Source organism: Delftia sp. Lp-1 (assembly GCF_020523835.1).
Classification (GTDB): domain Bacteria; phylum Pseudomonadota; class Gammaproteobacteria; order Burkholderiales; family Burkholderiaceae_C; genus Comamonas; species Comamonas acidovorans.
In genome coordinates this window covers 13,615-39,473 of sequence record NZ_JAJALJ010000001.1, presented here as the reverse complement: position 1 = coordinate 39,473, position 25,859 = coordinate 13,615, and the positions used below count along the sequence as shown (strand labels likewise).

24 protein-coding genes are annotated in these 25,859 nt (G+C 69.3%); 9 read left to right on the top strand and 15 right to left on the bottom strand.

Going from position 1 to position 25,859, the window contains the following annotated elements; genetic code table 11:
- The first annotated feature begins 213 nt into the window (after positions 1–213).
- The 3 genes from LGR64_RS00190 (at position 214) to LGR64_RS00180 (ending at position 3,105) form a co-directional block, all read left to right on the top strand.
- Positions 214–522, top strand: coding sequence for a DUF485 domain-containing protein (locus LGR64_RS00190; RefSeq protein ID WP_013800408.1), 309 nt, complete (start codon positions 214–216; stop codon positions 520–522).
- A complete protein-coding gene (locus tag LGR64_RS00185) occupies positions 519–2,252 on the top strand; it encodes a cation acetate symporter (protein WP_012207754.1) in 1,734 nt (577 codons plus the stop codon). Before LGR64_RS00190 ends, LGR64_RS00185 begins: the two co-directional genes overlap by 4 nt.
- A 217-nt stretch (positions 2,253–2,469) precedes the next feature.
- A complete protein-coding gene (locus tag LGR64_RS00180) occupies positions 2,470–3,105 on the top strand; it encodes a YbhB/YbcL family Raf kinase inhibitor-like protein (protein ID WP_141829014.1) in 636 nt (211 codons plus the stop codon).
- 21 nt (positions 3,106–3,126) lie between these two features.
- Here the strand turns inward: LGR64_RS00180 and LGR64_RS00175 are convergent, their stop codons facing one another.
- The 7 genes from LGR64_RS00175 to LGR64_RS00145 all read right to left on the bottom strand — a co-directional run bounded on the left by LGR64_RS00175 (position 3,127) and on the right by LGR64_RS00145 (position 9,006).
- Positions 3,127–3,780 carry a 3'-5' exonuclease gene (locus tag LGR64_RS00175; protein WP_141829016.1) on the bottom strand — a complete coding sequence of 218 codons (654 nt, stop codon included), beginning with the start codon at positions 3,778–3,780 and terminating at the stop codon, positions 3,127–3,129.
- Entirely contained in the window at positions 3,777–5,630 is a 1,854-nt protein-coding gene (locus tag LGR64_RS00170; protein WP_034397377.1) for a DUF294 nucleotidyltransferase-like domain-containing protein, read from the bottom strand. Before LGR64_RS00170 ends, LGR64_RS00175 begins: the two co-directional genes overlap by 4 nt.
- Positions 5,631–6,266, bottom strand: a complete 636-nt coding sequence (locus LGR64_RS00165; protein ID WP_141829018.1) for a DsbA family protein — start codon at positions 6,264–6,266, stop codon at positions 5,631–5,633. It abuts the gene before it with no gap.
- A gap of 23 nt (positions 6,267–6,289) precedes the next feature.
- A complete protein-coding gene (locus tag LGR64_RS00160; RefSeq protein WP_230356140.1) occupies positions 6,290–6,541 on the bottom strand; it encodes a DUF1289 domain-containing protein in 252 nt (83 codons plus the stop codon).
- Positions 6,541–7,044, bottom strand: coding sequence for a YbaK/EbsC family protein (locus LGR64_RS00155; protein WP_013800403.1), 504 nt, complete (start codon positions 7,042–7,044; stop codon positions 6,541–6,543). The genes LGR64_RS00160 and LGR64_RS00155 overlap by 1 nt, the downstream gene beginning before the upstream one ends.
- Positions 7,045–7,046: 2 nt before the next feature.
- A complete protein-coding gene (locus LGR64_RS00150; protein WP_043820259.1) occupies positions 7,047–7,988 on the bottom strand; it encodes a hydroxymethylglutaryl-CoA lyase in 942 nt (313 codons plus the stop codon).
- A 109-nt stretch (positions 7,989–8,097) separates the two neighbouring features.
- Positions 8,098–9,006, bottom strand: coding sequence for a LysR family transcriptional regulator (locus tag LGR64_RS00145; RefSeq protein WP_012207762.1), 909 nt, complete (start codon positions 9,004–9,006; stop codon positions 8,098–8,100).
- Positions 9,007–9,097: 91 nt separating this feature from the next.
- Here LGR64_RS00145 and LGR64_RS00140 point away from each other — a divergent pair, with 91 nt between their 5' ends.
- From LGR64_RS00140 to LGR64_RS00130, 3 genes are all read left to right on the top strand, one after another.
- The gene (locus LGR64_RS00140) at positions 9,098–10,060 is read left to right on the top strand and encodes a 3-hydroxyacyl-CoA dehydrogenase family protein (RefSeq protein WP_141829022.1); all 963 of its coding nucleotides are present in this window, start codon (positions 9,098–9,100) and stop codon (positions 10,058–10,060) included.
- Positions 10,057–10,938, top strand: coding sequence for a 3-keto-5-aminohexanoate cleavage protein (locus LGR64_RS00135; protein ID WP_141829024.1), 882 nt, complete (start codon positions 10,057–10,059; stop codon positions 10,936–10,938). Before LGR64_RS00140 ends, LGR64_RS00135 begins: the two co-directional genes overlap by 4 nt.
- 108 nt (positions 10,939–11,046) lie before the next feature.
- Complete coding sequence (locus tag LGR64_RS00130; RefSeq protein WP_141829026.1) at positions 11,047–12,081, top strand: Bug family tripartite tricarboxylate transporter substrate binding protein; 1,035 nt, start codon at positions 11,047–11,049, stop codon at positions 12,079–12,081.
- 9 nt (positions 12,082–12,090) lie between these two features.
- Here the strand turns inward: LGR64_RS00130 and LGR64_RS00125 are convergent, their stop codons facing one another.
- The 5 genes from LGR64_RS00125 to LGR64_RS00105 form a co-directional block, all read right to left on the bottom strand.
- Entirely contained in the window at positions 12,091–13,011 is a 921-nt protein-coding gene (locus LGR64_RS00125) for a 2-hydroxyacid dehydrogenase (protein ID WP_141829028.1), read from the bottom strand.
- 70 nt (positions 13,012–13,081) lie between these two features.
- On the bottom strand, positions 13,082–15,100 hold the full coding sequence (locus LGR64_RS00120; RefSeq protein ID WP_065346949.1) for an acetyl/propionyl/methylcrotonyl-CoA carboxylase subunit alpha: 2,019 nt from the start codon (positions 15,098–15,100) through the stop codon (positions 13,082–13,084).
- A 51-nt stretch (positions 15,101–15,151) separates the two neighbouring features.
- Entirely contained in the window at positions 15,152–15,901 is a 750-nt protein-coding gene (locus LGR64_RS00115) for a DUF4126 domain-containing protein (protein ID WP_043820273.1), read from the bottom strand.
- A gap of 66 nt (positions 15,902–15,967) precedes the next feature.
- Positions 15,968–16,753, bottom strand: coding sequence for an enoyl-CoA hydratase/isomerase family protein (locus LGR64_RS00110; protein WP_141829030.1), 786 nt, complete (start codon positions 16,751–16,753; stop codon positions 15,968–15,970).
- 34 nt (positions 16,754–16,787) lie between these two features.
- Positions 16,788–18,395 (bottom strand): carboxyl transferase domain-containing protein, encoded by a 1,608-nt coding sequence (locus LGR64_RS00105; RefSeq protein ID WP_047327945.1) that lies wholly within the window; start codon positions 18,393–18,395, stop codon positions 16,788–16,790.
- Positions 18,396–18,487: 92 nt separating this feature from the next.
- Between LGR64_RS00105 and LGR64_RS00100 the strand changes: the two genes are divergently transcribed.
- A complete protein-coding gene (locus LGR64_RS00100; RefSeq protein WP_013800394.1) occupies positions 18,488–20,221 on the top strand; it encodes a Na+/H+ antiporter in 1,734 nt (577 codons plus the stop codon).
- Between the two features lie 44 nt (positions 20,222–20,265).
- Here LGR64_RS00100 and LGR64_RS00095 read toward each other — a convergent pair whose 3' ends face one another.
- The gene (locus tag LGR64_RS00095) at positions 20,266–21,984 is read right to left on the bottom strand and encodes an AMP-binding protein (protein ID WP_141829032.1); all 1,719 of its coding nucleotides are present in this window, start codon (positions 21,982–21,984) and stop codon (positions 20,266–20,268) included.
- 136 nt (positions 21,985–22,120) lie between these two features.
- Here LGR64_RS00095 and LGR64_RS00090 point away from each other — a divergent pair, with 136 nt between their 5' ends.
- Both LGR64_RS00090 and LGR64_RS00085 read left to right on the top strand, forming a co-directional pair.
- Positions 22,121–23,197 carry an AraC family transcriptional regulator gene (locus LGR64_RS00090; protein WP_088165664.1) on the top strand — a complete coding sequence of 359 codons (1,077 nt, stop codon included), beginning with the start codon at positions 22,121–22,123 and terminating at the stop codon, positions 23,195–23,197.
- Positions 23,198–23,272: 75 nt separating this feature from the next.
- Complete coding sequence (locus LGR64_RS00085; RefSeq protein ID WP_013800391.1) at positions 23,273–23,938, top strand: glutathione S-transferase family protein; 666 nt, start codon at positions 23,273–23,275, stop codon at positions 23,936–23,938.
- 19 nt (positions 23,939–23,957) lie between these two features.
- Here LGR64_RS00085 and LGR64_RS00080 read toward each other — a convergent pair whose 3' ends face one another.
- Together LGR64_RS00080 and LGR64_RS00075 are read right to left on the bottom strand one after the other, a co-directional pair.
- On the bottom strand, positions 23,958–24,650 hold the full coding sequence (locus LGR64_RS00080) for an HAD family hydrolase (RefSeq protein ID WP_012207775.1): 693 nt from the start codon (positions 24,648–24,650) through the stop codon (positions 23,958–23,960).
- A gap of 99 nt (positions 24,651–24,749) precedes the next feature.
- Positions 24,750–25,805, bottom strand: coding sequence for a hypothetical protein (locus LGR64_RS00075; RefSeq protein ID WP_141829033.1), 1,056 nt, complete (start codon positions 25,803–25,805; stop codon positions 24,750–24,752).
- Between the last annotated feature and the right edge of the window lie 54 nt (positions 25,806–25,859).

Here is a 25,859-nt window from a genome sequence, read left to right as displayed (position 1 = left end):
ACCTCTTACAGAAATTGACGGCGAACTGAACGATTTCTTACTAACTCAGCAGCAACCCTGATGCCGTCTTTTTCCATGTGAAAAGCACCGTAAAAACCCTGCCAAACCATGCTGCACTGCGTAAGCACTCGGTCAGAAGCGCTTTCCAGAATGCGCCGCAAGGCTGCAGATCCATGGGGCTGCCGCCGCGATTCCAACTTCAGGAGACAAACCATGACCGATCCGGTGGTAGACAAAATACAGCGCCATCCCAAATACCAGGAGTTGCGATCCAGACGCAATCGCCTGGGCCTTTTTCTGACGCTGCTGATGCTGGTCGTGTATTACGGCTATATCGCGCTGATTGCCTTCGACAAATCATTTCTGGCCCAGCCCATTGGCGCGGGCGTTACCTCGCTGGGCATCCCGATCGCCATGGGCGTGATCGTCTTCTCGGTGATCATCACCGGCCTCTACGTGCGCCGCGCCAATGGCGAGTACGACAAGCTCACCCAGGACATCCTGAAGGACGCCACGAAATGAAGAATTCCGCACAACGCATGCTGCTGGCGCCCGCCGTGGCGCTGGCCCTGACGGGGCCCGTGCTGGCCGCCGGCGGCGATGTCGGCGTGGCCGCCAAGCAGGCCACCAACTGGACCGCCATCATTCTCTTCACGGCCTTCGTCGTGGCCACGCTGTGGATCACCAAGTGGGCTGCAGGCCGCACCAAGTCGGCCGCCGACTTCTATACGGCCGGTGGCGGCATCACGGGCTTTCAGAACGGCCTGGCGATTGCGGGCGACTACATGTCGGCCGCCTCCTTCCTGGGCATCTCGGCCTCGGTCATGGCCAGCGGCTATGACGGCCTGATCTACTCCATCGGCTTCCTGGTGGGCTGGCCCATCCTGACCTTCCTGCTGGCCGAGCGCCTGCGCAACCTGGGCAAGTTCACCTTCGCCGACGTGGCAGGCTACCGCTTCTCCCAGACGCCGTTCCGCGCCTTCGCGGCCAGCGGCACGCTGGTGGTGGTGGCCTTCTACCTGATCGCGCAGATGGTGGGCGCGGGCCAGCTGATCAAGCTGCTGTTCGGCCTGGACTACTGGATCGCCGTGGTGCTGGTGGGCGGCCTGATGATGATCTATGTGCTGTTCGGCGGCATGACGGCCACGACCTGGGTGCAGATCATCAAGGCCTGCATGCTGCTGGCCGGCGTGACCTTCATGGGCTTCATGGTGCTGGCCAAGTACGGCTTCAGCCCCGAGGCGCTGTTCGCAGAAGGCGTGCGCGTGCGCTCCGAGATCGCTGCCAACAACGGCGCCGACCCCTCGGCCGCCGCCAAGGCGGGCCTGGCCATCATGGGCCCGGGCGGCTTCATCAAGGACCCGATCTCGGCCATCAGCTTCGGCATGGCGCTGATGTTCGGCACGCTGGGCCTGCCCCACATCCTGATGCGCTTCTTCACCGTGCCCGACGCCAAGGAAGCACGCAAGAGCGTGTTCTGGGCCACGACCTGGATCGGCTACTTCTACGTGCTGATCTTCATCATCGGCTTCGGCGCCATCACCCTGGTGCTGACCAATCCCGAGATGGCCGATACGGTCAAGGGCGTGATCCACGGCGGCGCGGGCACGGCCAACATGGCGGCCGTGCTGGTGGCCAAGAGCGTGGGCGGCGACGTTTTCTACGGCTTCATCTCGGCCGTGGCCTTCGCCACCATCCTGGCCGTGGTCGCAGGCCTGACGCTGTCGGGCGCCTCGGCCGTGTCGCATGACCTGTACGCCACCGTGATCAAGAAGGGCAAGGCCGACAGCGCCGCCGAGCTGCGCGTCTCGCGCATCACCACGCTGACGCTGGGCGCCATCGCCGTGCTGCTGGGCATCGTGTTCGAGAAGCAGAACATCGCCTTCATGGTGTCGCTGGCCTTCGCGGTCGCGGCCTCGGCCAACTTCCCCCCGCTGCTGCTGTCGGTGCTGTGGAAGGATTGCACCACCAAGGGCGCGGTGATCGGCGGCTTCATGGGCCTGATCTCCTCCGTGGGCCTGACCGTGGTCTCGCCCCCGGTGTGGGAGGCCACGCTGGGCAACCCCGCAGGCTCGGCCTGGTTCCCCTACGCCTCGCCCGCGCTGTTCTCCATGACCATCGGCTTCGTGGGCGTGTGGCTGTTCTCGGTGCTCGACAAGAGCGCCCAGGCCGCCAAGGAACGCGCCATCTTCCCCGCGCAGCAGGTGCGCTCGGAAACAGGCCTTGGCGCCTCGGGTGCTTCGGGCCACTGAGCCACCGAGCCCCTCAGGCACCCACCATGAAAAGCCGGGCCCAGCGCCCGGCTTTTTCGTTGGCGTGGCAGCAGCCGCCCTCAGATTGATCGGCTGGAGAAGGCGCGCGATCGGATCTGCGATGGCCGGCGCCGTCCAGGCCTCTAGACTTGCGGGGTCTGCGCAGCTTCGCGTGTGCAGCACCGCTTCCCTCTTCAACGCACAGGACAGATCCGACATGCAACTCATCAGCCAAAGCTTCCAGGACGGCCAGGCGATTCCCGGCGAATTCGCGTTCGCGGTGCCCGATGCGGCCTCGCACGTAGCGCTGTCGTTCAACCGCAACCCGCACCTGGCCTGGAGCGGCGCGCCCGCAGGCACGCAGTCCTTCGTCGTGGTCTGCCATGACCCCGACGTGCCCAGCCGCGGCGACGATGTGAACCAGGAAGGCCGCGAAGTGCCGGCCAGCCTGCCGCGCGTGGATTTCTTCCACTGGCTGCTGCTGGACATTCCGGCCGCCACCACCGAGATCGCGGCAGGCGCCCAGTCCGACGGCGTCACGCCGCGCGGCAAGAGCGGCCCGGCCGCCCCCGGCGGCCTGCGCCACGGCATCAACGACTACACGGGCTGGTTCGCGGGCGACGAGCAGATGAAGGGCGACTACTTCGGCTACGACGGCCCCTGCCCTCCGTGGAACGACAGCATCGTCCACCACTACATCTTCACCGTCTATGCGCTGGCCACGCCCACGCTGGCGGTCTCCGGCGAGCTGACCGGCGCCAATGTGCGCGCGGCGCTGCAAGCCGGCCAGGTGCTGGGCAAGGCCAGCATCACCGGCCTGTACAGCCTGAACCCGTCAGTCTCCGCCGCTTGAGCGAACGCCTTTCCGGGCGCCCTACGTCGCGCCGGCCAGCCTGCGCAGCTTGATGAAGGCCAGCGCCGCCATCACGGCGTCGTTGAGCGCGTCGTGGGCCTCGCGTTGCGGCAGGCCCAGGTCGGCCATCAGCGTGGCAAAGCGCAGGTCGATCTCGGGCGCCTGCTGCTGCCAGGGCAGCAGTTGCCGGAAGCGGTGGTCGTAGTACAGGGCCGAGACCTCGATGCGCTCGTTGGGCAGGCCCGTGCCCAGCCAGGGGCGCAGCACGCGCTCGATCATGGCCACGTCGAATTCCAGGTAGTAGCCGACCAGCGGGCGGCTGCCGATGAAGCGCAGCAGCTGCGCCAGCGCGTCCTCGATGGCCAGGCCCCGGGCCAGGTCCCGCTCGCGCAGGCGGTGGATGCGCACGCTGTCGCCGGGCACGCTGCGCGAGGGGCGCACCAGCAGTTCCAGGCGTTCGCTGGACAGGATGCGCTCGCCCACGATGCGCACGGCGCCGATGGAGATGATCTCGTCGCAGCGCACATCCAGGCCCGTGGTCTCGCAGTCCAGCGCCACCCATTCGCCGGGCGGCGGCGCGTCGAAGAGAAAGGCATAGGAGGGGTCCGCCAGCCTGCGCCGCTGCCAGTTGCGCCGCAGGCCCGCCACCCAGCGCTGCAAGGGCGCCGCGCTCATACCGCGTCCAGCCGCAGGCGCTGGCGCAGCAGTTCGCGGAAGCGCCGCACCACGGCCAGCGTGTCCTTGAGCAGGTCGCGCTCCAGGCTGCTCAGGCGAGCCGGGTCCACATGGCCGGTGACGGGGCGGCCCAGGTCGATCTCGGCCAGTCCCGCCTGCAGGCGCAGGCCCATGAGGAAATGCAGGCCCTGGAGCAGCTCCTGCCCCTGGGCGCCGTCGAGCACGCCCTTGTCCACCAGCGCCGCGATGCGCTCGGCCGTGCCGGTGGCGGCGATGCGCTGGGACAGCGCCAGGCTGCGCACGCCATGCACGATGGGGAAAATGCCGGCCTTCTTGAGGTGCACGGGCGCGCCCTCGCCGCCGCGCCCCAGCAGCCGCTCCCACCAGCTGCCCGGCTCGTGCGCGAAGGCGTCGACGGCCGAGGCGAAGCGCGCCACCTGGGCATCGCTGTCCAGGGCCAGCGCCATCAGGTCGCGCCGCACCGTGGCCAGCAGCGCGGCATCGCCGGCCACGGCATGGGCGTCCAGGAAGATCGCCAGGTGCATGAGGCCCTCGGGGCCGGGCAGGATCAGCCATTCGCGCACCTGCCTGCCGAAGCTGGCCACCGTGCCGCGCCATTGCGGATTGCTGAGCATGATGCCGCCCGGGCATTCGGGGTAGCCGAAGCGCTGCAGCTGCGCGGAAAAGCGCGCGCAGATGGCATCGAGGTCCTGGGGCGGCGCATAGCCGTCGCGCAGCAGCAGGCCGTTGTCCTGGTCGGTCTTGAGCAATTGCTCGCCGCGCCCCTCGCTGCCCATGACGAAGAGGCAGCTGTGGGCCACCAGGTCCGGCGGCGCCAGCATCTGCCAGGCACGCTCGAACAGGCGCGCATTGAGCTGCTGCACCAGCCGCGCCATCAGTGCCACCCGCGTGCCGCCCCGGTGCAGGGCGGCCACCAGGCGCGTGATCTGGGCGGCGGCCTGCTCCAGCGCCTGCAGGTCGGCGGCCTGCTCGATCTGCACGGTGATGAGATGGGAGTGGTTGGCCAGAAAGCTGAACAGGTCCAGTGCCTCCAGGATGCCCAGCACCTGGCCCTGTGCATCCAGCACGGCCAGCCGGTGCACGCGGGCGCGCAGCAGCACGACCAGGGCATCGCCCAGCTGGTCGTCGGCGCGCACGGTGAACACGGGCTGGCTGGCGAATTCGCCCACGGCCAGCCGCTCCAGCGGGCGGCCGTCAAGGATGGCGCGCTGCAGCGTGGTGCCCGTGAAGATGCCCAGGCCGCCCTGCGGCAGTCCCGAGACCAGCACGCAGGTTGTGCGCTCGGCATGGAACAGGCGCACCACGGAGACGATGTCGGTGGCCGCATCCACCACATGGGCGGCACGCAGATAGGCCTGGTCCACGCGCGCCAGCGTCAGCGACTGCAATTCGTGCCGGTCGGCGCGCTGGGCCAATGTGCCCAGCTTGTGGCCCAGGTCGGAGAACAGCAGTGCGCCAAAGGCGGTGTTGCGCGCGATCAGCTCGCCCACGGTTTCGCGCGCAAGCTGGTAGGCGATGAGCTCCTCGGCCACGGTGAAGCGGCTGCCCGTGCGGCCGGCCACCAGGGCGCGGCCGTCGAAGCTGTCGTCGGGGCCGTAGCTGGCCAGCACCTCGTCGCCCTCGGTCTGCACCACATGGCCCTTGATGATGACGAACAGGTGGGTGGGCGCAGAGCCGGCGTCCAGCACCACGGCGCCCTCGGGAAAGTAGGCGATGTCCACGCCATCGCGCACCAGCGCCTGCTCGTCGGGCGTGAGGCAGTCGAAGGGAGAGGCGGCGAAGTTGAAGGCGTTGGGCATGGGGCGGGGCCGTTGTTCCAGCCCCGCCATTCAAACCTTCAGGCCTTGCTCCACGCTTGCAGCCGCATCCCAGCCGCTGTCGAACCAGCTGTCGCCTTCCAGGTAGGCGCGCAGCATGGGCAGGCTGTCCAGGCCCCAGAAGAGGCGGCCGTCGACCTCCCACGCCGGCACGCCGAACAGGCCTTGCGCGGCGGCGGCGTCGGTGTTCTCGCGCAGCAGGCGCTTGGCGTTGTCCGCCGCATCCGTGCGCAGCTGCGGCGCCAGCGTGGCGCGCAGTGCATCGAGCCGCGCGGGGTGCAGCGCGTCGGCGCCGCCCAGCCAGACATGGCGCAGCACGGCGTCCGCCACAAAGCGGTTGATGCTGCCGTCGTCGCTGCACTCCAGCGCCAGGCGCAGCAGCGGCAGCGGGTTGAACGGATGGCGGGCCGGCATGTCCAGCCCCACGCCCGTGGCATGGCCCAGCCAGCTCACATGGCGGTAGGTCCATTCGCGCTTGCCCGCGATGCCGGCCGGTCCCGGGTTGGCGTGGCGCTGCAGCAGCGCGCCCAGCAGCACGGGGCGGTACTGCATGTGGTGGCTGATGCCCTGCAGCGCCTGCGGCAGTTGCGCGAACGCCAGCCAGGCATAGGGCGAGATGAAGTCGAGATGGAAGGTGATCTGCTTCATGGCTGGTGCGTCGTGATGGGGATCTAGGGTGCGGTGGGTGCGGTGGCCGCGATGCCTGCGCGCTCCAGCAGCGCGTTCCAGATGGCCAGGCGCTGCGGCGCATCGGACTTGGACCAGGCGCGGATCTCGTCGATGGTGCGAAAGCACCCTTCGCAATGGCTGCGGTCGGGCGTCATGCGGCAGACCGAGATGCAGGGCGAGAGCACGGGCTCCTCTTCGGCACGCGCAGCGTATGCGGCGCGGGCCTTCTGGGCCAGCATTTCCTTGGGGCCCATCATGCCGCCACCTCCTGCACCACGTCGGCCCAGGGCGCACCGGCCAGCAGTTGCAGCGCGGCCGGTGTGGCCGCGAACACCGCATGCGGATGGCCGGCGGCAGCCCAGACCGTGTCGAAACGCTGCAGCTCCCGGTCCACCAGGGTCACGGGCGTGTTGGCATGGGCCACGGGGCTGACGCCGCCGATGGAAAAGCCCGTCTGCGCCTTGACGAAGTCGGCATCGGCACGGCCCACCGGGCCGACCAGGGCGGCGACCTTCTTCTCGTCCACACGGCGGTCGCCCGAGGCCACGACCAGCACGGCCACGCCGTCGCTGCGGCGGCGGAAGATGATGCTCTTGGCCACCTGGCCCACGAGGATGCCCAGCTGGTCGGCCGCTTCCTGGGCCGTGCGCGCCGCGCCGTCCAGCATGCGCGGTCCGTCGCCGTGGCCGGCCTGCTGCAGGAAGGCCGCCACGCGCTGCACGCCTTCGGGAAGATGGTGGAGTTCAGATCCGCACATGCTCACACCGCCTCGCATGCAGCCGCGCTGGCGCGCTTGGTGAGCAGTGCCTTGGCCACGCGCGACTGCGTGGGGCGGCCCAGGTGGTCGCTGATGAACTGGCCGGCGTCAATCAGCTTGTCCAGGTCGATGCCGGTCTCGATGCCCATGCCCTGCAGCATGTAGACCACGTCCTCTGTGGCCACATTGCCCGTGGCGCCCTTGGCGTAGGGGCAGCCGCCCAGGCCCGCCACCGAGGTGTCGAACTGCCACACGCCCAGCGACAGCGCGGCCAGCGTGTTGGACACGGCCTGGCCGTAGGTGTCGTGGAAGTGGCCCGAGACATCGTCGATGGCGAAGTGCTGCAGCGTGGCCTCGATGGCCTTGCGCACCTTGACGGGCGTGCCCACGCCGATGGTGTCGGCCACGCCCACATGCTGCACGCCGATGCCCTTCATGAGGCCGGCCAGGTAGGCCACGCGCTCGGGGGCGATCTCGCCTTCGTAGGGGCAGCCCACGGTGCAGCTCATGGCGCCGCGCACGTAGATGCCCTGGGCGCGCGCGGCTTCGGCCACGGGGGCGAAGCGCTCGATGCTTTCGGCAATGGAGCAGTTGATGTTCTTCTGGCTGAAGGCCTCGCTGGCTGCGCCGAAGACCACGATCTCGTCGGGCCACAGTTCACGCGGCGCCGACAGCGCGGCCTCCAGGCCCTTCATGTTGGGCGTGAGCACGCTGTAGCGCACGCCGGGGCGGCGGACGATGCCGGCCATGACTTCGGCGTTGTCGGCCATCTGCGGCACCCATTTGGGGCTGACGTAGCTGGTGACCTCGATTTCCTTGAGGCCGGCTTCCTGCAGGCGGTGCACCAGCTCGATCTTGACGGCGGCGGGCACGGGCTGTTTTTCATTCTGCAGGCCGTCGCGGGGGCCTACATCGACGAGTTTGACGCGGGAAGGAATGCTCATGGGGTGTTCTCACCGGGATGACGGGTACGGCCCCTATTGTCCAGGCTTGCAGGCCCGGGCACCACCCCATATCCTGCCGGGCCATGCACAACGGCTGCCAGCGCCCCCTTCAGCCCGGCAGGGCCGCCATTTCCTCGCGCAGCATCTCCACCATGCGCGCGGCAGCCGGCGACAGGCGGCGGCCGCTCAGGCGCACCAGGCCGATGGGGCGGCGCAGCACCGGCCGTGCCAGCGGGCGCGCCACCACTTCCGGCCGCTGCACCACCTGCGCGGCCAGCAGCGGCAGCGCGCTCACGCCCAGATCGGCGGCCACCATGGCCGCGATGGTGGCCAGGTGCTCCACGGCGTACTGGGGCGCAAAGCGTATGCCGTGGGTCAGCAGGGCCTCGTCGGCGTACTGCCGCACGCTGGTGCCGGCCGGCATGGAGATGTGGGGCAGATGGGCCACGTCGGCCCAGCCCAGATCGCCGCGCCCGCGCGCCAGCGCATGGCCGCGGCCCAGCAGCAGCACGAAGCGGTCGGAGGCCAGGGGCAGGTAGTCCAGGTCGGCATAGGCGGGGTTGGCCGCCGTGAGCGCAAAGTCCACGCGGCCTGCGCGCACCATGTCGAAGGCCGGCCCGGCCAGGCTGTCGAACAGCTCCAGATGCACGCCCGGATGCTCGGCCGCGAAGCGCGCCAGCACGCGGGGCAGCAGGCCCGCGGCCAGCGAAGGCAGGGCCGCCAGCGCCAGCCGGCCCACCTGCACCTGGGCCACCTCCTGCACGCGGCGCACGGTCTCGTCCATCTGGTGGCGCAGGATGCGCGCCTGCTCGGCGAAGACCTCGCCGGCCTGTGTCAGTTCCACGGCGCGCGTGGTGCGCTCGAACAGGCGCGCGCCCAGCATCTCTTCCAGCCGCGCCAGCGTGCCCGAGACGGCCGACTGCGACAGGTGCATCTGCAGCGCCGTGCGCCGAAAGCTCAGCGAATCGGCCAGCGCCAGAAAGACATCGACCTCGCGGGCCGACCAATTGATCTTCATAGCCGATCAGTTTATCGAAAAATGCGTCTTTACCGTTCAATGACGGCTGCCTAGACTGCGCCTCAAATCCATGAAATCAGCAGGAGACAGCATGCACAGCAGTTCGCCGCGCAACGCGCGCACGGTGGTCGTCGGGGGAGGCACCATGGGTGCCGATGTGGCCGTGGTCCTGGCCCGGGGCGGCGCCCTGGTGACCGTGGTCGACCCCGGCGCGGCACGGCGCGAGCTGCTGCTGCAGCACATTGCCATCGAGCTGGCCACGGCCGGCTTTGCCCGGTGCGCGTCCCAGGTCTCGGTCTGCGCGGCGCTGGAGGATGTGGCCTGGGACGGCGTCGCCCTGGTGGTGGAATGCATCACCGAGCGGCTGGATGCCAAGCAGGCACTGTTCGCCGAACTGCAGGCGCATGCGCCGGCCGACGCCGTGCTGGCCAGCAACAGCTCGGGCTTTCCCATCAGCGCCATCGCCAGCGGCCTGTCCACGGCGCAGCGCATGCTGGGCCTGCACTTCTTCATGCCCGCCCATTTGGTGCCACTGGTGGAAGTGGTGCTGGGAGAGCGCAGCGACCCGGCCCTGGGCCAGTGGCTGCACGGCTTCATGCGCGGCTGCGGCAGCGTGCCCGTGCTGGTGAAGAAGGACAAGCCCGGCTTTCTGGCCAACCGCATGCAGCATGCGCTGTCGCGCGAGGCCTTCGCCCTCATCGACGAGGGCATTGCCTCGCCCGAGGACGTGGATGCCGCCGTGCGCTTCGGCTTCGGCTTCCGCTTCCTGGCAGCCGGCCCCGTGCTGCAGCGCGACCATGCAGGCATCGAGGTGCACTGCGCGGCCGCCGCCACCATGTACCCCACGCTGTCCAACACCGATGTGCCGGCCCAGGCCCTGCGCGATCGCGTGGCGCGCGGCGATCTGGGCATGAAGACCGGCAAGGGCTTCTTCGACTGGCCCGAGGACCGCCGCCTGGCCGAGCGTGCCCGCTACGACGCGCTGCTGCGCCAGGGCCTGGCCCTGCTGGCCAGCGAGCTGCCGGTGCCGGAGCAGGCACAGGACACGCCATGAGCACGCCGGTCCCCACGTCAACCGCGTCGCCCACATCGCCCACGTCAACCACGTCGCAGTGGAGCGACCCGCTGATCATCACCGTGGCCCCCAACGGCGCCTACAAGCAGCCGGCCGACCACCGAGCCCTGCCGATCACACCGCAGACGCTGGCTGCCACGGCACGCGCCTGCCTGGATGCCGGCGCGGCCATGATCCACATGCACATCCGCGACGCCCAGGGACGCCACAGCCTGGATGTGGACTGCTACCGCGAAGCCTGGCGCGTGGTGCGCGAGGCCGTGGGCACGGACATGGTGGTGCAGATCACCAGCGAGGCGGCCGGCGTCTACCGCGCGCCCGAGCAGATCGCCATGGTGCAGGCGCTGCGGCCCGAGGCCGTCTCCATCGGCCTGCGCGAGATCGACCAGCCCGAGATCGGCGATGCGGGACTGGCGCACTTTTTCACGGGCCTGGTGCGCGACCAGGTCATGGTGCAGGTCATCCTCTACGACGTGGCCGACCTGCGCCGCTGGCAGGCGCTGCGCGCCCAGGGCGTGGTGCCCGAGGCGCCCTGGTTCCTGCTCTTCGTCCTGGGCCGCTACAGCGCGGGCCAGACCTCGCGGCCGCAGGACCTGCTGCCCTTTCTTGCGGCACATGACGGCGGCGAGCCCTGGGCCGTGTGCGCCTTCGGCGCCACGGAAAACACCTGCATCGCGGCAGCCGCCGCCTTCGGAGGCCATGCGCGCGTGGGCTTCGAGAACAACCTGCTGACGCGGGACGGCCACACCGCGCCCGACAACGCCGCCCTGGTCCGCCAGGCCGTGGTGTCCGCCCAGGCGCTGGGCCGCTCCCTGGCCACGGCCGACGACATACGCCGGCGCTTCACACCGGGCTGAGCACCAGGCGCCTTACAGGCCGATAAGCCGTTAAGCCGTTAAGCCGATAGGCCCATGAGCCCGCACAAGACGGGCCTTCCATTCCAACCACAGGCAGGAGACACAACCATGCAACAGCCCACCCACGGCACGCGGCGTGACGCCATCGCCAAAATCAAGGCAGCCACCGCATTCACGGCGCTTCCCCTGGCCTTCATGGCCCTGGGCCTGGCGGGCCAGGCCTCGGCCCAGACCCCGTCGCCGGCATTCCCCAGCAAGACCATCCGCTTCGTCGTGCCCTATCCGCCCGGCGGCCCCACCGACCTGATGGCACGCATGCTGCAGCCCGAGCTGCAGCAGCGCCTGGGTGTGACCGTCATCGTGGAGAACAAGAGCGGCGCGGGCGGCAACCTGGGCAGCGCCGAGGTGGCCCGCCAGGCACCGGCCGACGGCCACACCCTGCTGCTGGCCGCCAGCGGCCCCATGGCCGTGAATTCCTCGCTGTACAAGAGCATGCCCTTCAACCCGCTCAAGGACCTGGAGCCCGTGGTGCAGCTGTCGGCCTTCCCGCTGGTGCTGGAAGTGCATCCCTCGCTGGGCGTCAAGACCGTGGCCGAGCTGCTGGCCCTGGCCAAAACGGGCAAGACACTGAGCTTTGCCTCGGCCGGCAACGGCACGCCCCAGCACCTGGCGGGCGAGCTGTTCAACTCCATGGAGCAAGTCAAGCTGGGCCATGTGCCCTACCGGGGTGCGGGACCGGCACTCAACGACCTGATCGGCGGCCAGGTAGGCGTGATGTTCGACATCGTGGGCAGCTCGCTGCAGCACATCCAGGGCGGGCGCCTGATCCCGCTGGCCGTCACCTCGGCCGAGCGCAGCAAGGTGCTGCCCGATGTGCCCACCATGGCCCAGGCCGGCGTGCCCGGCTACCAGATCACGGGCTGGCATGGCATTGCCGTGCGCGCGGGGACGCCGCCCGCCGCCATCGACAAACTCAATGCCACGGTCAACGCCATCTTCAAGGACCCGACCTTCCGCACGCGCTGGGAGGCCATCGGCACGCCGGCCGTGGGCGGCACGGCGGCCGAATTCGGCGCCTTGATCAGGAGCGACTCCCAGCGCCTGGGCGCGCTGGTGCGCAGCACCGGCGTGACGCTGGACTGAGCGCGCCCGTCAGTAGCCGCGCTGCAGGTCCACGCGGCCGCTCACGGCCTCGCCCCGGCTCAGCGCCGCGACCTTGCCCACGATCTGCTCCACGCTGTCGCGCGCCAGGGTGCGGGCCGAGGTGTGGGGCGTGAGCGTGATGCGCGGATGCCGCCAGAAGGCATGGCCGTCGGGCAGCGGCTCGGTGCGGAACACGTCGAGCAACGCGCCGGACACATGGCCCCCGTCGATGGCGGCGATGAGGTCCTCGTCCGCCACATGGCCGCCGCGTCCCACGTTGATGACATAGGCGCCCGGCTGCAGCAGGGCCAGGCTGCGCGCGTCGATGATGCTGTCGGTCTCGGGCGTCAGCGGCAGCAGGTTGACGAGGATGCGGGTGGCGCGCAGAAAGGCGTCGAAGTCCTGCGGGCCGCAGAAGCCACGCACGCCGTCGATGGCATGCGGCGTACGGCTCCAACCGTTGACGGGGAAATCGAACACCGTCAGCGCGCGCGCCACGCGCTCGCCCATGCGGCCCAGCCCCATGACGCCCACGGGGAAGTCCACGCGCCGAGGATTGGGCCGGTGCTGCCACAGGCCGGCGGCCATGTCGGCCTCGTAGCCGTCCACGCCCCGGAAGAAGCGGATCACGGCCTGGCAGACATATTCGGCCATCTGCACGGCCATGCCGGCGTCCTCCAGGCGGTAGACGGGAAGGTCGGCCGGCAGGCGCAGCGGCAGCAGCGCATCGACGCCCGCGCCGATGTTGAACAGGGCCTTGAGTCCCGGCTGCTCGTCGATGAAGCGCTGGGGCGGCGCCCAGACCAGGGCGTAGTCGGCCTGCGGCGCGCCCGGCGACCAGATGTCCACCTCGGCGCCCGGCAGGGCCGCGCGCAGTCCTTGCAGCCAGGCGTCGGGCCTGGTGTCTTCGCAGCAGAAAGTCACTCGCATAGGTGGCCAAGCCTAACGGCCTGGCGACGCCCACGCGCGACTTTTGCGCAAAACTGTCTTGCCTGCGGGCTCAGCTTTCCAGGCGCAGCAGCTCGGAGCCTTCGGTCACCTGGTCGCCGGGCGCATACAGCAGCTCGGCCACCACGCCGTCGCCGGGCGCGGCGATGGTGTGCTCCATCTTCATGGCCTCCATCACGGCCAGCGGCTGGCCCTTGCTGACCTTGTCGCCGGCCTTGACGGCAAAGGAGACCACCTTGCCCGGCATGGGCGCCGTCAGGCGGCCGCCTTCGGACTGCACCTCGCCCGCATGGGCCAGCGGATCGGCCAGGCCCAGCACGGCCGCGCCCTGGGGAGCGAACACATGGCATTGCTCGCCCAGCACATGGACCTGGGCGCGCAGGCGCTGGCCCGCGAACTGCACGTCGAAGGCGCCGTCCCCGGCCTGTTGCCAGGACAGAAGGCCCTCGGCGAGGGACTCGCCCTCGCCCACGGCCAGTTGCAGCGCGCCGTCATGCAGGTAGCGCAGGCGCGCGGGCACGGCGGCCTCGCCCTGGCGGAAGTCCCAGCGCCGCTCGGCCACGCCGTGCGAGCGCCAGCCGTCGCGGCGGCTGAAGGGATCGGCGGTTTCCTGTGCGCGCTCGGCCTGCAGCACCTGGGCCACGGCGGCGGCCACGGCCTGTGCCTGCGGCAGGCGCTGCTGGTGGAACAGATGCTGCTTCTCGCGCTCGATCAGCGCCGTGTCCAGCTTGGCGGTTGCAAAGGCATCGCTGGCGATGACCAGGCGCAGGAACTGCACATTGGTGGCCAGGCCCACGATGCGTGTCTCGGCCAGGGCGGCATCGAGCCGCGCCAGCGCCTGTTCGCGCGTGTCGCCATGCACGATGAGCTTGGCGATCATGGAGTCGTAGAAGGGGCTGATGGCATCGCCCTCGCGCACACCATCGTCCACGCGCACGTCGCCGACACGGAAGCTGGCGCAGTCGGGCTTGCGGTAGACATGCAGGGTGCCGGTGGCGGGCAGGAAGCCGTTGTCGGGGTTTTCTGCGCAGATGCGTGCCTCGATGGCATGGCCGGTGATGCGCAGCTCGTCCTGGCGCTTGGGCAGGGGCAGGCCGCTGGCCACGCGCAGCTGCCAGTCCACCAGGTCCTCGCCCGTGATGGCCTCGGTCACGGGATGCTCGACCTGCAGGCGGGTGTTCATTTCCATGAAGTAGAACTTCATGGCCTCGGGCTGGTCGTAGCCGCCGGGCTGCTCGACGATGAATTCCACCGTGCCCGCGCCCACGTAGTTCACGGCCTGGGCGGCGGCCACGGCGGCCTCGCCCATCTTCTGGCGCAGCGCAGGCGTCATGCCGGGCGCGGGGGACTCCTCCAGCACCTTCTGGTGGCGGCGCTGCACCGAGCAGTCGCGCTCGAACAGGTAGACGCAGTTGCCCTGGGTGTCGCCAAAGACCTGGATCTCGATATGGCGCGGGCGCAGCACGTATTTCTCGACCAGCACGGCGTCATCGCCGAAGCTGTTGATGGCCTCGCGCTGGCAGCTGGCCAGGGCGGCGGCAAAGTCCTCGCTGCGCTCGACCAGGCGCATGCCCTTGCCGCCGCCGCCGGCGCTGGCCTTGATCAGCACCGGGTAGCCGATGCGGTCGGCCTCGCGCTGCAGCAACTGCGGGTCCTGGTCGGCTCCGTGGTAGCCGGGCACCAGGGGCACGCCGGCCTTTTCCATGAGCTGCTTGGAGGCCGCCTTCAGGCCCATGGCGCGAATGGCCGAGGGCGGTGGGCCGATGAAGACCAGGCCGGCATCGGCGCAGGCCTGGGCGAATTCCTCGTTCTCGCTGAGAAAGCCGTAGCCGGGGTGGATGGCCTGGGCGCCCGTGGCCTTGGCGGCCTCCAGGATGCGTTCCCAGCGCAGATAGCTGTCCTTGGGGGCGCTGCCGCCGATGTGCACGGCCTCGTCGCAGGCCTGCACATGCTTGGCGCGGGCATCGGCGTCCGAGTACACGGCCACGGTGCGCACGCCCATGCGGCGGGCGGAAGCCGCGACGCGGCAGGCGATTTCACCGCGGTTGGCGATCAGGATCTTCTTGAACATGCGTTATCTCCAGTGTTTTCTCTGCAGCCCCGGTCATTCGGCGACCGGCGGCTATGGTTTTTGATTCATCGCGGGAGACCCGCCCAACAGCGAGCGCAGGCGCTGCACCACGGCCTTGAGAAAGCGCCACAGCGCCCAGGTCAGCAGCCACAGGGCGATGACCACGACCAGCAGCACGGCGGCGAAGGCCAGCGGATGCGTGAGCGCCAGCCAGATCGCGCCCACCGAGGCACCGTCCTCCACCAGGCTCGCGCCCACGTTGGAAAACGGCTCAGGCGAGGTGTTGATGGCCGCGCGCGCCGTGCTCTTGGCCACCTGGCTGGACAGGGCCAGCGAGCCGCCCATCAGGGCCGCCATGGTGGCCATGGTCGCGCTGTCCGCACCGAAGACGCCGGCCGCCAGCGCCGCGCCCGCCGGGATGCGGATCACGCTTTGCAGCAGGTCCCAGACCGAGTCCACGCCGGGGATCTTGTCGGCGAAGAACTCCACGAACAGCAGCGCGCCGCTGGCGAACAGCAGGGCCGGATGCTCCAGCACATGCAGCCCGCCCGGCAGCGCCACCCAGCCCAGCGCCCCCAGCAGCCCGGTCACGAAGACCACGGCGTAGAGCCTAAAGCCGCTGGCCCAGCCCAGTGCGGCGGCCAGCGCCAGCAGGCCGGCCATGTCCATGCCGCTGGTGGCCTGGCCCACGCGCTCGGCCACCTCGCCAGCCGCCTCGCTGACCGTGTGGTGCACGGCCGGGCCCGGGTACAGGCCCACGGACTGCAGCCACTGGACGAGGGAGTCGGTCAGGGTGCTCATGGTGTTGGCTCGGCGTTGGCTCGACGTTGCTCGGTGGTGGCGCGATGAATGGGCAGCCCGCGCGTGTCAGGCCAGCCAGGCCGGCTTGCGCTTTTGCAGGAAGGCCTGCACGCCCTCCTTGCCCTCGGCGCTGGCGCGGATGTCGGCGATGCCTTCGACGGTGGCGGCGATCAGCTGCTCGTTGATCTCGCGCTCGGCCACATCGATCACCAGGCGCTTGCAGGCGCGGGCGGCGGCGGGACCGGCGCTGACCAGGTGCTTGAGCAGGCCGTCCACGGCGTTGTCCAGCTCGTCTGCCGCCACCACGCGGTGCACGAAGCCGATGCGCAGCGCCTCGGCCGCGTCGAAGCGTTCACCGCTCAGGAAGTAGCGGTGGGCCGCGCGCGCACCCATGGCGCGGATCACGTAGGGGCTGATGGTGGCGGGGATCAGGCCGATCTTCACCTCGGACAGGCAAAAGCCCGCGCCCTCGGCGGCCACGGCCATGTCGCAGGCAGCGACCAGGCCCATGCCGCCCGCATAGACATCGCCCTGCACGCGCGCGATGGTGGGCTGCGGGCATTCGTAGATCACGCGCAGCATTTCGGCCAGCAGGCCGGCGTCCTCGCGGTTCTCGTCGCGCGAGTAGTCGGCCATGCGGCGCATCCAGTTGAGGTTGGCGCCCGCGCAAAAGGCCGGGCCCTCGGCGGCCAGCACCACGGCGCGCACGTCGCTGCGCTTGCCCACGGAGTGGAAGGCCTGGGTGATGTCGGCGATGACCTCGTCGCTGAAGGCATTGCGCACTTCGGGCTGGGTCAGCGTGATGGTGGCCAGGGGGCCCTGGAATTCGAGGGTCAGTGCGGTGGTTTTCATGAAGTACCTCGCTGCAAGGAAAGAGGGGCCGCCGTCACATGCGGAACACGCCGAAGCGCGTGTCCTCTATGGGTGCGTTGCGCGTGGCCGCCAGGCCCAGCGCCAGCACGCGGCGCGTGTCGGCAGGGTCGATGACGCCATCGTCCCACAGGCGCGCCGTCGCGTAATAGGGGTGGCCCTGATCCTCGTACTGCTGGCGGATGGGGGCCTTGAAGGCCTCTTCCTCCTCGGCCGTCCACTGGCCGCCCTTGGCCTCGATGCCGTCGCGCTTGACGGTGGCCAGCACGCTGGCCGCCTGCTCGCCGCCCATGACCGAGATGCGCGCGTTGGGCCACATCCACAGGAAGCGCGGCGAGTAGGCGCGGCCGCACATGCCGTAGTTGCCCGCGCCGAAGGAGCCGCCGATGATGATGGTGAACTTCGGCACGGCCGCCGTGGCCACGGCCGTCACCAGCTTGGCGCCATGGCGGGCAATGCCTTCGTTCTCGTACTTGCGGCCCACCATGAAGCCCGTGATGTTCTGCAGGAAGACCAGCGGGATCTTGCGCTGGCAGCACAGCTCGATGAAGTGCGCGCCCTTGACCGCCGATTCGCTGAACAGGATGCCGTTATTGGCGATGATGCCCACCTGCATGCCCTCGATGCGCGCAAAGCCGCAGACCAGGGTGGCGCCGAAGCGCGCCTTGAACTCGTCGAAGCGGCTGCCGTCCACCACGCGGGCGATGATCTCGCGCACATCGAAGGGCTTGCGCGTGTCCACGGGGATCACGCCGTACAGCTCGCCGCCGTCGAACAGCGGCGCCTCGGGGGGCAGGTCGCCAGCCGAAGGCTGCTTGGCATGGTTGAGGTTGGCCACGGCCTGGCGCGCCAGCGCCAGCGCGTGGGTGTCGTTGTGGGCCAGGTGGTCGGCCACGCCCGACAGGCGCGTGTGCACGTCGCCGCCGCCCAGGTCCTCGGCGCTGACCACCTCGCCCGTGGCGGCCTTCACCAGCGGCGGGCCGCCCAGGAAGATGGTGCCCTGGTTCTTGACGATGATGGACTCGTCGCTCATGGCTGGCACATAGGCGCCGCCGGCCGTGCACGAGCCCATGACCACGGCGATCTGGGCAATGCCCTCGGCGCTCATGTTGGCCTGGTTGAAGAAGATGCGGCCGAAGTGCTCGCGGTCGGGAAACACATCGTCCTGGTTGGGCAGGTTGGCGCCGCCCGAGTCCACCAGGTAGATGCAGGGCAGGCGGTTCTGCGCGGCGATCTCCTGGGCGCGCAGGTGCTTCTTCACCGTCATCGGGTAGTAGGTGCCGCCCTTCACCGTGGCGTCGTTGCACACGATCATGCAGTCCACGCCGCTGACGCGGCCGATGCCGGCGATCAGGCCCGCGCCTGGCGCATCGTTGCGGTACATGTTGAGCGCGGCCAGCGGCGCGATCTCCAGGAAGGGCGTGCCCGGGTCCAGCAGCATGGCCACGCGATCGCGCGGCAGCAGCTTGCCGCGCGCCACGTGCTTGGCGCGCGCGGCCTCGCCGCCGCCCTCGGCGACCTTGGCCACCTGGGCCTGCAGGTCTTCGACCACGGCGCGCATGGCGGCGGCATTGGCCAGGAAGTCCGCCGAACGCGGATTGAGTTGGGTGCCCAGAATGCTCATGTGTGGCCTCTTCTTGTGTTTGCCCGATGCGGGCGCTTGGTTTTTTCGAATGTGCTGCAAAGAACGGCGGCCCGGGCTGGGGAAAATGCCGTATGCACACCGTTGAAATCGTCTTGCTCGTTTTGCTGCTGGGGGCACTGACCGGCATTGCCGCGCGCTATGTGCGCGCCATCCCGCTGCCGCTGATACAGATCGCCCTGGGAGCGCTGATCGCCTGGCCGCAAAAGGGCCTGCACATCGCCTTCGATCCCGAGCTGTTCCTGCTGCTGTTCATCCCGCCGCTGCTGTTTGCCGACGGCTGGCGCATCCCCAAGCGCGAGTTCTTCTCGCTGTACCGCCCCATCCTGCGCCTGGCGCTGGGCCTGGTGCTGTTCACGGTGGTGGGGCTGGGCTGGCTGATCCACTGGCTGGTGCCCGGCATGCCGCTGACCGTGGCCTTTGCGCTGGCCGCCGTGGTCTCGCCCACCGATGCCGTGGCCGTCTCGGCCATCACGCGCAACCTGGGCATGCCGGAGAAGACCATGCACATCCTCGAAGGCGAGTCCCTGCTCAACGATGCCTCGGGCCTGGTGGCGCTGAAGTTCGCCATTGCCGCCACGCTGACCGGCCTGTTCTCGTGGACCGAGGTGGCCAAGGAATTCATGTGGATGGCCCTGGGCGGCCTGGGCGTGGGCACGCTGATCGGCTGGGGCTTTTCCTATGCGCGCAGCACCATCACGCGCCGCCTGGGCGACGTGGCGGCCACGCAGATGGTGCTGCTGCTGATCCTGCTGCCCTTCGCCGCCTACATCGTGGGCGAAAAGATCGGCGTGTCGGGCATCCTGTCGGCCGTGGCCGCGGGCATTGCCACCAACTTCGCCGACCTGGAGCGCAGCAGCTACATCAGCGAGCGGCTGCAGACCGAGGGCACCTGGAGCATGGTGGAAGCCTCGTTCAACGGCGCCATCTTCCTGCTGCTGGGCCTGCAGCTGCCCTCCATCATCGGCGTGACGCTGCACGATGCGGGCAGCGAATGGTGGGTGCTGGTGGGCTATGTGGTGATCATCTCCAGCGCGCTGCTGCTGATGCGCTGGATCTGGCTGACCCTGGGCGTGCAGCGCAGCCTGGCTCGCGCCCACTTCCAGGGAAAGATGGCAGAGCGCCCCTCGCACCTGCTGAACCTGGCCACCACCATGGCCGGCATACGCGGCGCCGTGACGCTGGCCGGCGCGCTGTCCGTGCCCATGCTGCTGAACAACGGCCAGCCCTTTCCGGGCCGCGAGATGCTGATCTTCCTGGCCACGGGCACCATCTTGTTCACCCTGGTGCTGGGCAGCATCGCGCTGCCGCTGATCCTGCGCCGCATGCCCCAGCCCGGCGAATCGCCCACGGTGCGCGAGGAACGCCTGGCGCGCGTGGCCGCCTGCCAGTCCGCCATTGGCGGGCTGACGCTGAGCGAGGAAGAGATCCAGGGCCACACGCCCGAATGGGTGGCCATGCACCAGGAGGTCATGGGCCACCTGACGCAGGAGTACCGCAACCGCGTCCAGCTGCTGGACGACGGCAGCGGCACGGCCTCCAGCATCGAGATCCAGCGCGAGGCGCCCGAAGTCGTGCGCCAGCGCAAGCTGCGCTACCTGCTGGAGATCGAGCTGCGCCTGCGCTGCATCCACCAGGAGCGCGACGCGCTCTACGCCGAGCGCCAGGCCCACCGCATCAACGACGAGTCGCTGCGCCGCCTGGTCAGCGAGCTGGACATGCAGGAGATCTCGCTGCGCAAGCGCCTGGTCGTGGCGCGCCGCGCTGCAGCCTCGGCCGTGGCCGCGCCCGAGGGCGGCACGCACTAGGCGGCACGCAGTGGACAGCTGGCGGCAGCGCATGAAAGCAGCCCTCAGGCGGTCCTGGCCGGGCGCAGATCCAGCATGGCGATCATCTCGTCGCGGATCTTGAATTTCTGGATCTTGCCGGTCACCGTCATCGGGAAGGCCTCGACGAAGCGGATGTAGCGCGGCACCTTGTAGTGGGCGATCTGGCCCTTGCAGAAGTCGCGCACGCCGTCTTCGGTCAGCGCCTGGCCGGGCTTGACGATGATCCAGGCGCACAGCTCCTCGCCGTAGCGCGCGTCGGGCACGCCGACGACCTGCACGTCCTGCACCTGCGGGTGGCGGTAGAGGAATTCCTCGATCTCGCGCGGGTAGATGTTCTCGCCGCCGCGGATCACCATGTCCTTGATGCGGCCGACGATGTTCACGTAGCCCTGCTCGTCCATGGTGGCCAGGTCGCCGGTGTGCATCCAGGCCTCGTCGTCGATGGCCTCGCGCGTGCGGGCCTCGTCCCCCCAGTAGCCATGCATGACCGAGTAGCCGCGCGTGCACAGCTCGCCCGAGACGCCGGGCGCCACCACCTCGCCCGTGGCCGGGTCGACGATCTTCACCTCCAGGTGCGGCTGCACCTTGCCCACGGTGGACACGCGGCGCTCCAGCGGCGTGTCGGCATCGCTCTGGCAACTGACGGGGCTGGTCTCGGTCATGCCGTAGGCGATGGTGATCTCGGACAGGTGCATGTCGCTGACCACGCGCTTCATCACTTCGATGGGGCAGGGCGAGCCGGCCATGATGCCGGTGCGCAGCGTGCTCAGGTCGAACTCCTTGAAGCGCGGGTGGTCCAGCTCGGCGATGAACATCGTGGGCACGCCGTGCAGGCCCGTGCAGCGCTCGGCCTGCACGGTCTCCAGCACCAGCAGCGGATCGAATCCGTCATTCGGGTAGACGATGGCCGAGCCATGCGTGAAACAGGCCAGGTTGCCCAGCACCATGCCGAAGCAATGGTACAGCGGCACGGGAATGCACAGCCGGTCCTCGGGCGTCAGCCGCATGCACTCGCCGATGAAAAAGCCGTTGTTCAGAATGTTGCGGTGGGTCAGCGTGGCGCCCTTGGGAAAGCCCGTCGTGCCGCTGGTGAACTGGATGTTGATGGGGTCGGTGTTCTTGAGCGTGGCGGCCACGGTGTCGATGCGCGCATCCTGCGCATCACCGCGCGCCAGCAGGCTGGAAAAGCGCAGCATGCCGGGCTGCTCTTCGCCCTGGCCTGCGACGTCGATCCAGACCACGCTGCGCAGCTGGGGCAGGCGCGCGCAATGCAGGCGGCCGGGCTCGGCCGTGGCCAGCTCGGGGGCCAGTTCGCGCAGCATGCCCAGGTAGTCGCTGGTCTTGAACTGCGCCATGGTCACCAGCGCCTTGCAGCCGACCTTGTTGAGCGCGTACTCCACCTCGGAGGTGCGGTAGGCCGGATTGATGTTGACCAGCACCAGGCCGACCTGGGCCGTGGCCAGCTGCATCAGCACCCATTCGGCGTTGTTGTGCGACCAGATGCCGACGCGATCGCCCTTGTCCAGCCCCAGGCCCAGCAGCGCGCTGGCCAGGCGGCGCGCCTCGGTATGCAGGTCGGCATAGCTGTAGCGCAGGCCCTGGTGGCGGCTGACCAGGGCCTCGCGATCGGGCTGGCGGGCCGCCATGTCGGCAAAGAAATCGCCGATGGTCTGCTCGATCAGCGGCACATCGGTGCGGCCTTGGGCATGGCTGGAAGCGAGCGGGGCGTTCTGGGCGGGCATGCGTTGTCTCCTGTGTCGTCGGCGGCGCCTGGGACGGGCAAATGCAGTGGCCTGCCCCGTCACGGCAGCTATTGCGTGGCAGCATAAGGGCCAACCCCGAGCAGAACAGGCCACGAAGGTTGCAATAATTGCCAGCATGTTCACCCCCTCGCTGGTCAAGACCCCCCTGCCCCAGGCGGCCGCCACCATGGCCTCGGCACACCCTGCAGTCACGCCCATGGCCTTTGTGCAGGCCATTATGCTGGCCTACGAACGCCGGGGCATCAGCGCCCTGTCCGCCCTGGAGAAGGCACAAATCGCGCCAGACTCCGTCAAAGAGCGCAACGAGTGCATCACGGCGCTGCAGATGGAGGCACTGTCCGATGCCGCCATGCGCGAACTCGACGACGAGGCCCTGGGCTGGTTCTCCCGGCGCCTGCCCTGGGGCAGCTACGGCATGCTGGCACGCGCCAGCATGGGCAGCGAGCAGCTGGGCCTGGCGCTGGCGCGCTGGTGCCGCCACCATGGCCTGCTGGCCGACGACATCCGCCTCACGCTGACGCAGGAAGACGGCTTGGCCACGCTGGCCATCGAGGAGCTTTCCACGCTGGGCGCCATGCGCGAGTTCTGCCTGCTGTCGGTGCTGCGCAATATCCACGGCCTGGCCAGCTGGTTCATCGATGAGCCCCTGCCGCTGCGGCGCGCCTGCTTTCCCTTCGATCCCCCGCCGCATGCGGGCGTGTATGCGCTGCTGTTCCCGCCGGGCGAGGTGGAGTTTGGCGCGGCCCGGGCCTGCCTCCAGTTCGACGCACGTTTTCTGGATATGCCGCTGACGCGCGACGAGCCTGCGCTGCAGCGCATGCTGCAGCGCGCCCTGCCGCTGCAGGTGCGCCCCTACCGGCGCGAGCGCCAGCTGGTACAGCGCGTGCGCCAGCTGCTGGCGGCCGACGCCGAATGCCTGCAGACCGCCGACACGCTGGCGCGCCAGCTGCACCTGTCCCAGCGCAGCCTGCATCGCCAGCTCAAGGAAGAAGGCGCCTCGCTGCAGGCGCTCAAGGACGAGGTGCGGCGCGAGCGTGCCGTGGCCCTGCTGCTGCGCACCAGCCGGCCCATCAAGCGCATCGCCCAGTCCTGCGGCTTTCTCAACGACAAGAGCTTCATCCGCGCCTTCCGGCTGTGGACGGGGCTGTCGCCTTCCGAATTCCGCAAGAGCGCGCGAGTCCGGCCCGAGTGAGGGCCGCGCGCATCCTGGCGCGATTTGCATCCTGCGCGACTGCCGCCGTCCGCGCATCTGGCCTAGGCTTTGCGCATGCACCATCTCCACCATTGCGTCAGCGCGCGCTCCTTCCGCGCGCTGTGGATGCTCGAAGAACTGCAGCTTCCCTACACGCTGCACATGCTGCCGTTTCCGCCGCGCGTGCTGCAGCGCAGCTACCTGGAGCTCAACCCGCTGGGCACGGTGCCGCTGCTGCGCCACGGCGAGGCCAGGCTGACCGAGTCAGCCGCCATCTGCGAATACCTGGCCGCCCTGCACCCCGGGGCGGGCCTGTCCGTGCAGCCGCAGGAGGCGGGCTTCGCGGCCTACCTCAACTGGCTGCACATGAGCGATGCCACGCTGACCTTCCCGCAGACCCTGGTGCTGCGCTATGCGCACTTCGAGCCAGCCGAACGGCGCCAGCCCCAGGTGGCCCAGGACTACCAGCGCTGGTTCCTCGCGCGGCTGCGCGCCGTGGAGCAGGCCGTGGAACAGCGCGACTGGCTCACGGCAGACCGCTTCACCGCTGCCGACGTGGCCGTGGGCTATGCGCTGATGCTGTCGGCGCACCTGGAGATGGAGCCGCAATGGGGGCCTGCCACCCAGGCCTACTGGCAGCGCCTGCAGCAGCGGCCCGCCTTCCAGCGGGCGCTGCAGGCCGAGCAGCAGGCTGCGCGTGCGCAGGCCGTGGACGAGACGCCTTCGCCGCGGCTGCGCTAGGGCCGGCTCAGGCCCAAGCTCAGGCGCTGGCGCTGGCCTGCCCGATGGCGCGCAGCATGGCCGGCAGCTCGCCCATGTCGCCGAACACGCAGCTGGCGCCGGCTTCGAGCAGTTGCTCGGCCGAGGCATGGCCCTGGTCGGCCGGGAAGTAGCCCCAGACCGTGGCGCCTGCGGCCACGCCGGCGGTGACGCCGGTCACCGTGTCCTCGATGACCAGGCAGCGCGCCGGCTCCACGCCCAGGGCTGCGGCGGCTGCCAGGTACACATCGGGAAAGGGCTTGCTGCGCGGCAGCTCATGGCCGCTGAAGACGCGGCCCTCGAAATACGGGGCCATGCCGACCTGGGCCAGCTGCATCTCCACCTTGGCGCGGTCCGCGCCCGAGGCGCAGGCGATGCGGCCAGCGCACAGCGCATGGGATTCGCTGACGGCGGACAGCGCGCCGTCAATGGCCACCAGCTCGGCGCGCAGCGCGGCGTTGCGGCGCTCGTAGAAGGCAGCCATCCATGCGTCGGTCAGCGGCTTGCCGGTGCGCGCCTCGATCAGCGCGGCCTGGCTGCGCACGGTCTTGCCGATGAACTCGCGCAGGCATTCCTCGGTGCTGATGGGCCAGCCCGATTCATTGAGCATGGTGCACAGCACGCGGTTGGTGATGGATTCACTGTCGACGAGCACGCCGTCACAGTCGAAGAGCACGGCCTCGAAAGCAGTCATGGATGGATTCTCGAAACAAACTGAGCAAGGGCGCCCTGGGGCGCCCTTGCTGCGGAAAATGGCCGGATTATGCGCCGGCCGCGCATGCCTGTGCCCTGCTCAGGGGAAGGAGGCACCGGCCAGCGGATGGACCATGCGCTTGACGTTGCGCACCGAGATGGAATGGAACTGGCCATCGTCGGTGACCACATCGCCGAAGGCGAAAAAGCCTTCGGCCGCGTTGCGGTTGAACTGCTCCAGGCGCTGCGCGAGGCTGGCGTTGTTGGACACGGATTCGAGGCGGTACTCGATGGCGCCCTGCTGGTCGCCGCTCTTTTCGTACAGCTGCACGCCTTCGGTATTGCCGCGCAGCACCAGGGCGCCGCGCAGCAGGTGGCCCTTGGCACCCATCTCGTCCAGGCGCTGCTTCAGCGCCGTGCCGTTGGCCATGCCGAAGGGCGCGGCCAGGGCGAACACCGCGTACTCGAAGGCCGGTGCCTTGGAGTCCTTGACGTAGAGGTTGAACATCTCGTCGCCCGAGATCAGCGGGCCCATGTAGCGGAAACCCCGGCCGCTCATCTCGGCCAGTTGCTGCGTGAAGCCGGACGTGTCCAGCGCACCCACGGCGGGGCGCGTCTCGTAGCTGTAGGTGGCGGCGGCGCTGCTGCTGCGCACATAGAGGTTGCGCAAGTCCTGCGTGCTGCTCGGGAACGCCATGCCCGACTTGTACAGGTAGCCCTGGGCACCCTGCGCATTGAGCTGGGCCACCAGGGCCGAGACGCCCGCCACGTCGGGCACCATGCGGTAGTCCAGGCGCGTGCCGGTGTGGGCCGTGTCGGTGACGTAGAAGTCACCGATGGGAATGGGGAAGGTCGTGCCGCCCGAGGCCAGGCTGTAGGTGAAGGCATAGCCTTGCGCCCCCAGCGTGTTCATGGCGGACAGGGCCGCGTCGAAGTTTTCGGCAGCCGTCTCCATGCGGTACTGGCCGGTCACCGGGGTCGTTGTGCCGCCGCCGGGGTTGCCGGGCGTGCCGGGGTTGCCAGGATTTCCGCCATTGCCGGGATCTCCGCCGCCCGGTTCTCCCAATCCACCACCACCGCCGCCGCCGCCACAGGCGGCCAGGGTTCCCAGAAGCATCAATGCCGCACTGCGGCGCGTGAGCTGTACCATCTTCATGACTATCTCCCCTTCTCGTTGAATACGTGCCCGTTCCATGCGGAATCTCAGGGC

Bases quoted from the DNA above. Each gene is read 5' to 3' on its own strand.
- LGR64_RS00075 (WP_141829033.1), bottom strand. From the start codon at position 25,805: ATGAAGATGGTACAGCTCACGCGCCGCAGTGCGGCATTGATGCTTCTG.
- LGR64_RS00090 (WP_088165664.1), top strand. From the start codon at position 22,121: ATGTTCACCCCCTCGCTGGTCAAGACCCCCCTGCCCCAGGCGGCCGCC.
- LGR64_RS00125 (WP_141829028.1), bottom strand. From the start codon at position 13,011: ATGCGAGTGACTTTCTGCTGCGAAGACACCAGGCCCGACGCCTGGCTG.
- LGR64_RS00115 (WP_043820273.1), bottom strand. From the start codon at position 15,901: ATGAGCACCCTGACCGACTCCCTCGTCCAGTGGCTGCAGTCCGTGGGC.
- LGR64_RS00095 (WP_141829032.1), bottom strand. From the start codon at position 21,984: ATGCCCGCCCAGAACGCCCCGCTCGCTTCCAGCCATGCCCAAGGCCGC.
- LGR64_RS00110 (WP_141829030.1), bottom strand. From the start codon at position 16,753: ATGAAAACCACCGCACTGACCCTCGAATTCCAGGGCCCCCTGGCCACC.
- LGR64_RS00085 (WP_013800391.1), top strand. From the start codon at position 23,273: ATGCACCATCTCCACCATTGCGTCAGCGCGCGCTCCTTCCGCGCGCTG.
- LGR64_RS00175 (WP_141829016.1), bottom strand. From the start codon at position 3,780: ATGAGCGCGGCGCCCTTGCAGCGCTGGGTGGCGGGCCTGCGGCGCAAC.
- LGR64_RS00140 (WP_141829022.1), top strand. From the start codon at position 9,098: ATGCACAGCAGTTCGCCGCGCAACGCGCGCACGGTGGTCGTCGGGGGA.
- LGR64_RS00190 (WP_013800408.1), top strand. From the start codon at position 214: ATGACCGATCCGGTGGTAGACAAAATACAGCGCCATCCCAAATACCAG.
- LGR64_RS00155 (WP_013800403.1), bottom strand. From the start codon at position 7,044: ATGTGCGGATCTGAACTCCACCATCTTCCCGAAGGCGTGCAGCGCGTG.
- LGR64_RS00150 (WP_043820259.1), bottom strand. From the start codon at position 7,988: ATGAGCATTCCTTCCCGCGTCAAACTCGTCGATGTAGGCCCCCGCGAC.
- LGR64_RS00100 (WP_013800394.1), top strand. From the start codon at position 18,488: ATGCACACCGTTGAAATCGTCTTGCTCGTTTTGCTGCTGGGGGCACTG.
- LGR64_RS00170 (WP_034397377.1), bottom strand. From the start codon at position 5,630: ATGGCGGGGCTGGAACAACGGCCCCGCCCCATGCCCAACGCCTTCAAC.
- LGR64_RS00080 (WP_012207775.1), bottom strand. From the start codon at position 24,650: ATGACTGCTTTCGAGGCCGTGCTCTTCGACTGTGACGGCGTGCTCGTC.
- LGR64_RS00180 (WP_141829014.1), top strand. From the start codon at position 2,470: ATGCAACTCATCAGCCAAAGCTTCCAGGACGGCCAGGCGATTCCCGGC.
- LGR64_RS00145 (WP_012207762.1), bottom strand. From the start codon at position 9,006: ATGAAGATCAATTGGTCGGCCCGCGAGGTCGATGTCTTTCTGGCGCTG.
- LGR64_RS00165 (WP_141829018.1), bottom strand. From the start codon at position 6,266: ATGAAGCAGATCACCTTCCATCTCGACTTCATCTCGCCCTATGCCTGG.
- LGR64_RS00130 (WP_141829026.1), top strand. From the start codon at position 11,047: ATGCAACAGCCCACCCACGGCACGCGGCGTGACGCCATCGCCAAAATC.
- LGR64_RS00185 (WP_012207754.1), top strand. From the start codon at position 519: ATGAAGAATTCCGCACAACGCATGCTGCTGGCGCCCGCCGTGGCGCTG.
- LGR64_RS00105 (WP_047327945.1), bottom strand. From the start codon at position 18,395: ATGAGCATTCTGGGCACCCAACTCAATCCGCGTTCGGCGGACTTCCTG.
- LGR64_RS00135 (WP_141829024.1), top strand. From the start codon at position 10,057: ATGAGCACGCCGGTCCCCACGTCAACCGCGTCGCCCACATCGCCCACG.
- LGR64_RS00160 (WP_230356140.1), bottom strand. From the start codon at position 6,541: ATGGGCCCCAAGGAAATGCTGGCCCAGAAGGCCCGCGCCGCATACGCT.
- LGR64_RS00120 (WP_065346949.1), bottom strand. From the start codon at position 15,100: ATGTTCAAGAAGATCCTGATCGCCAACCGCGGTGAAATCGCCTGCCGC.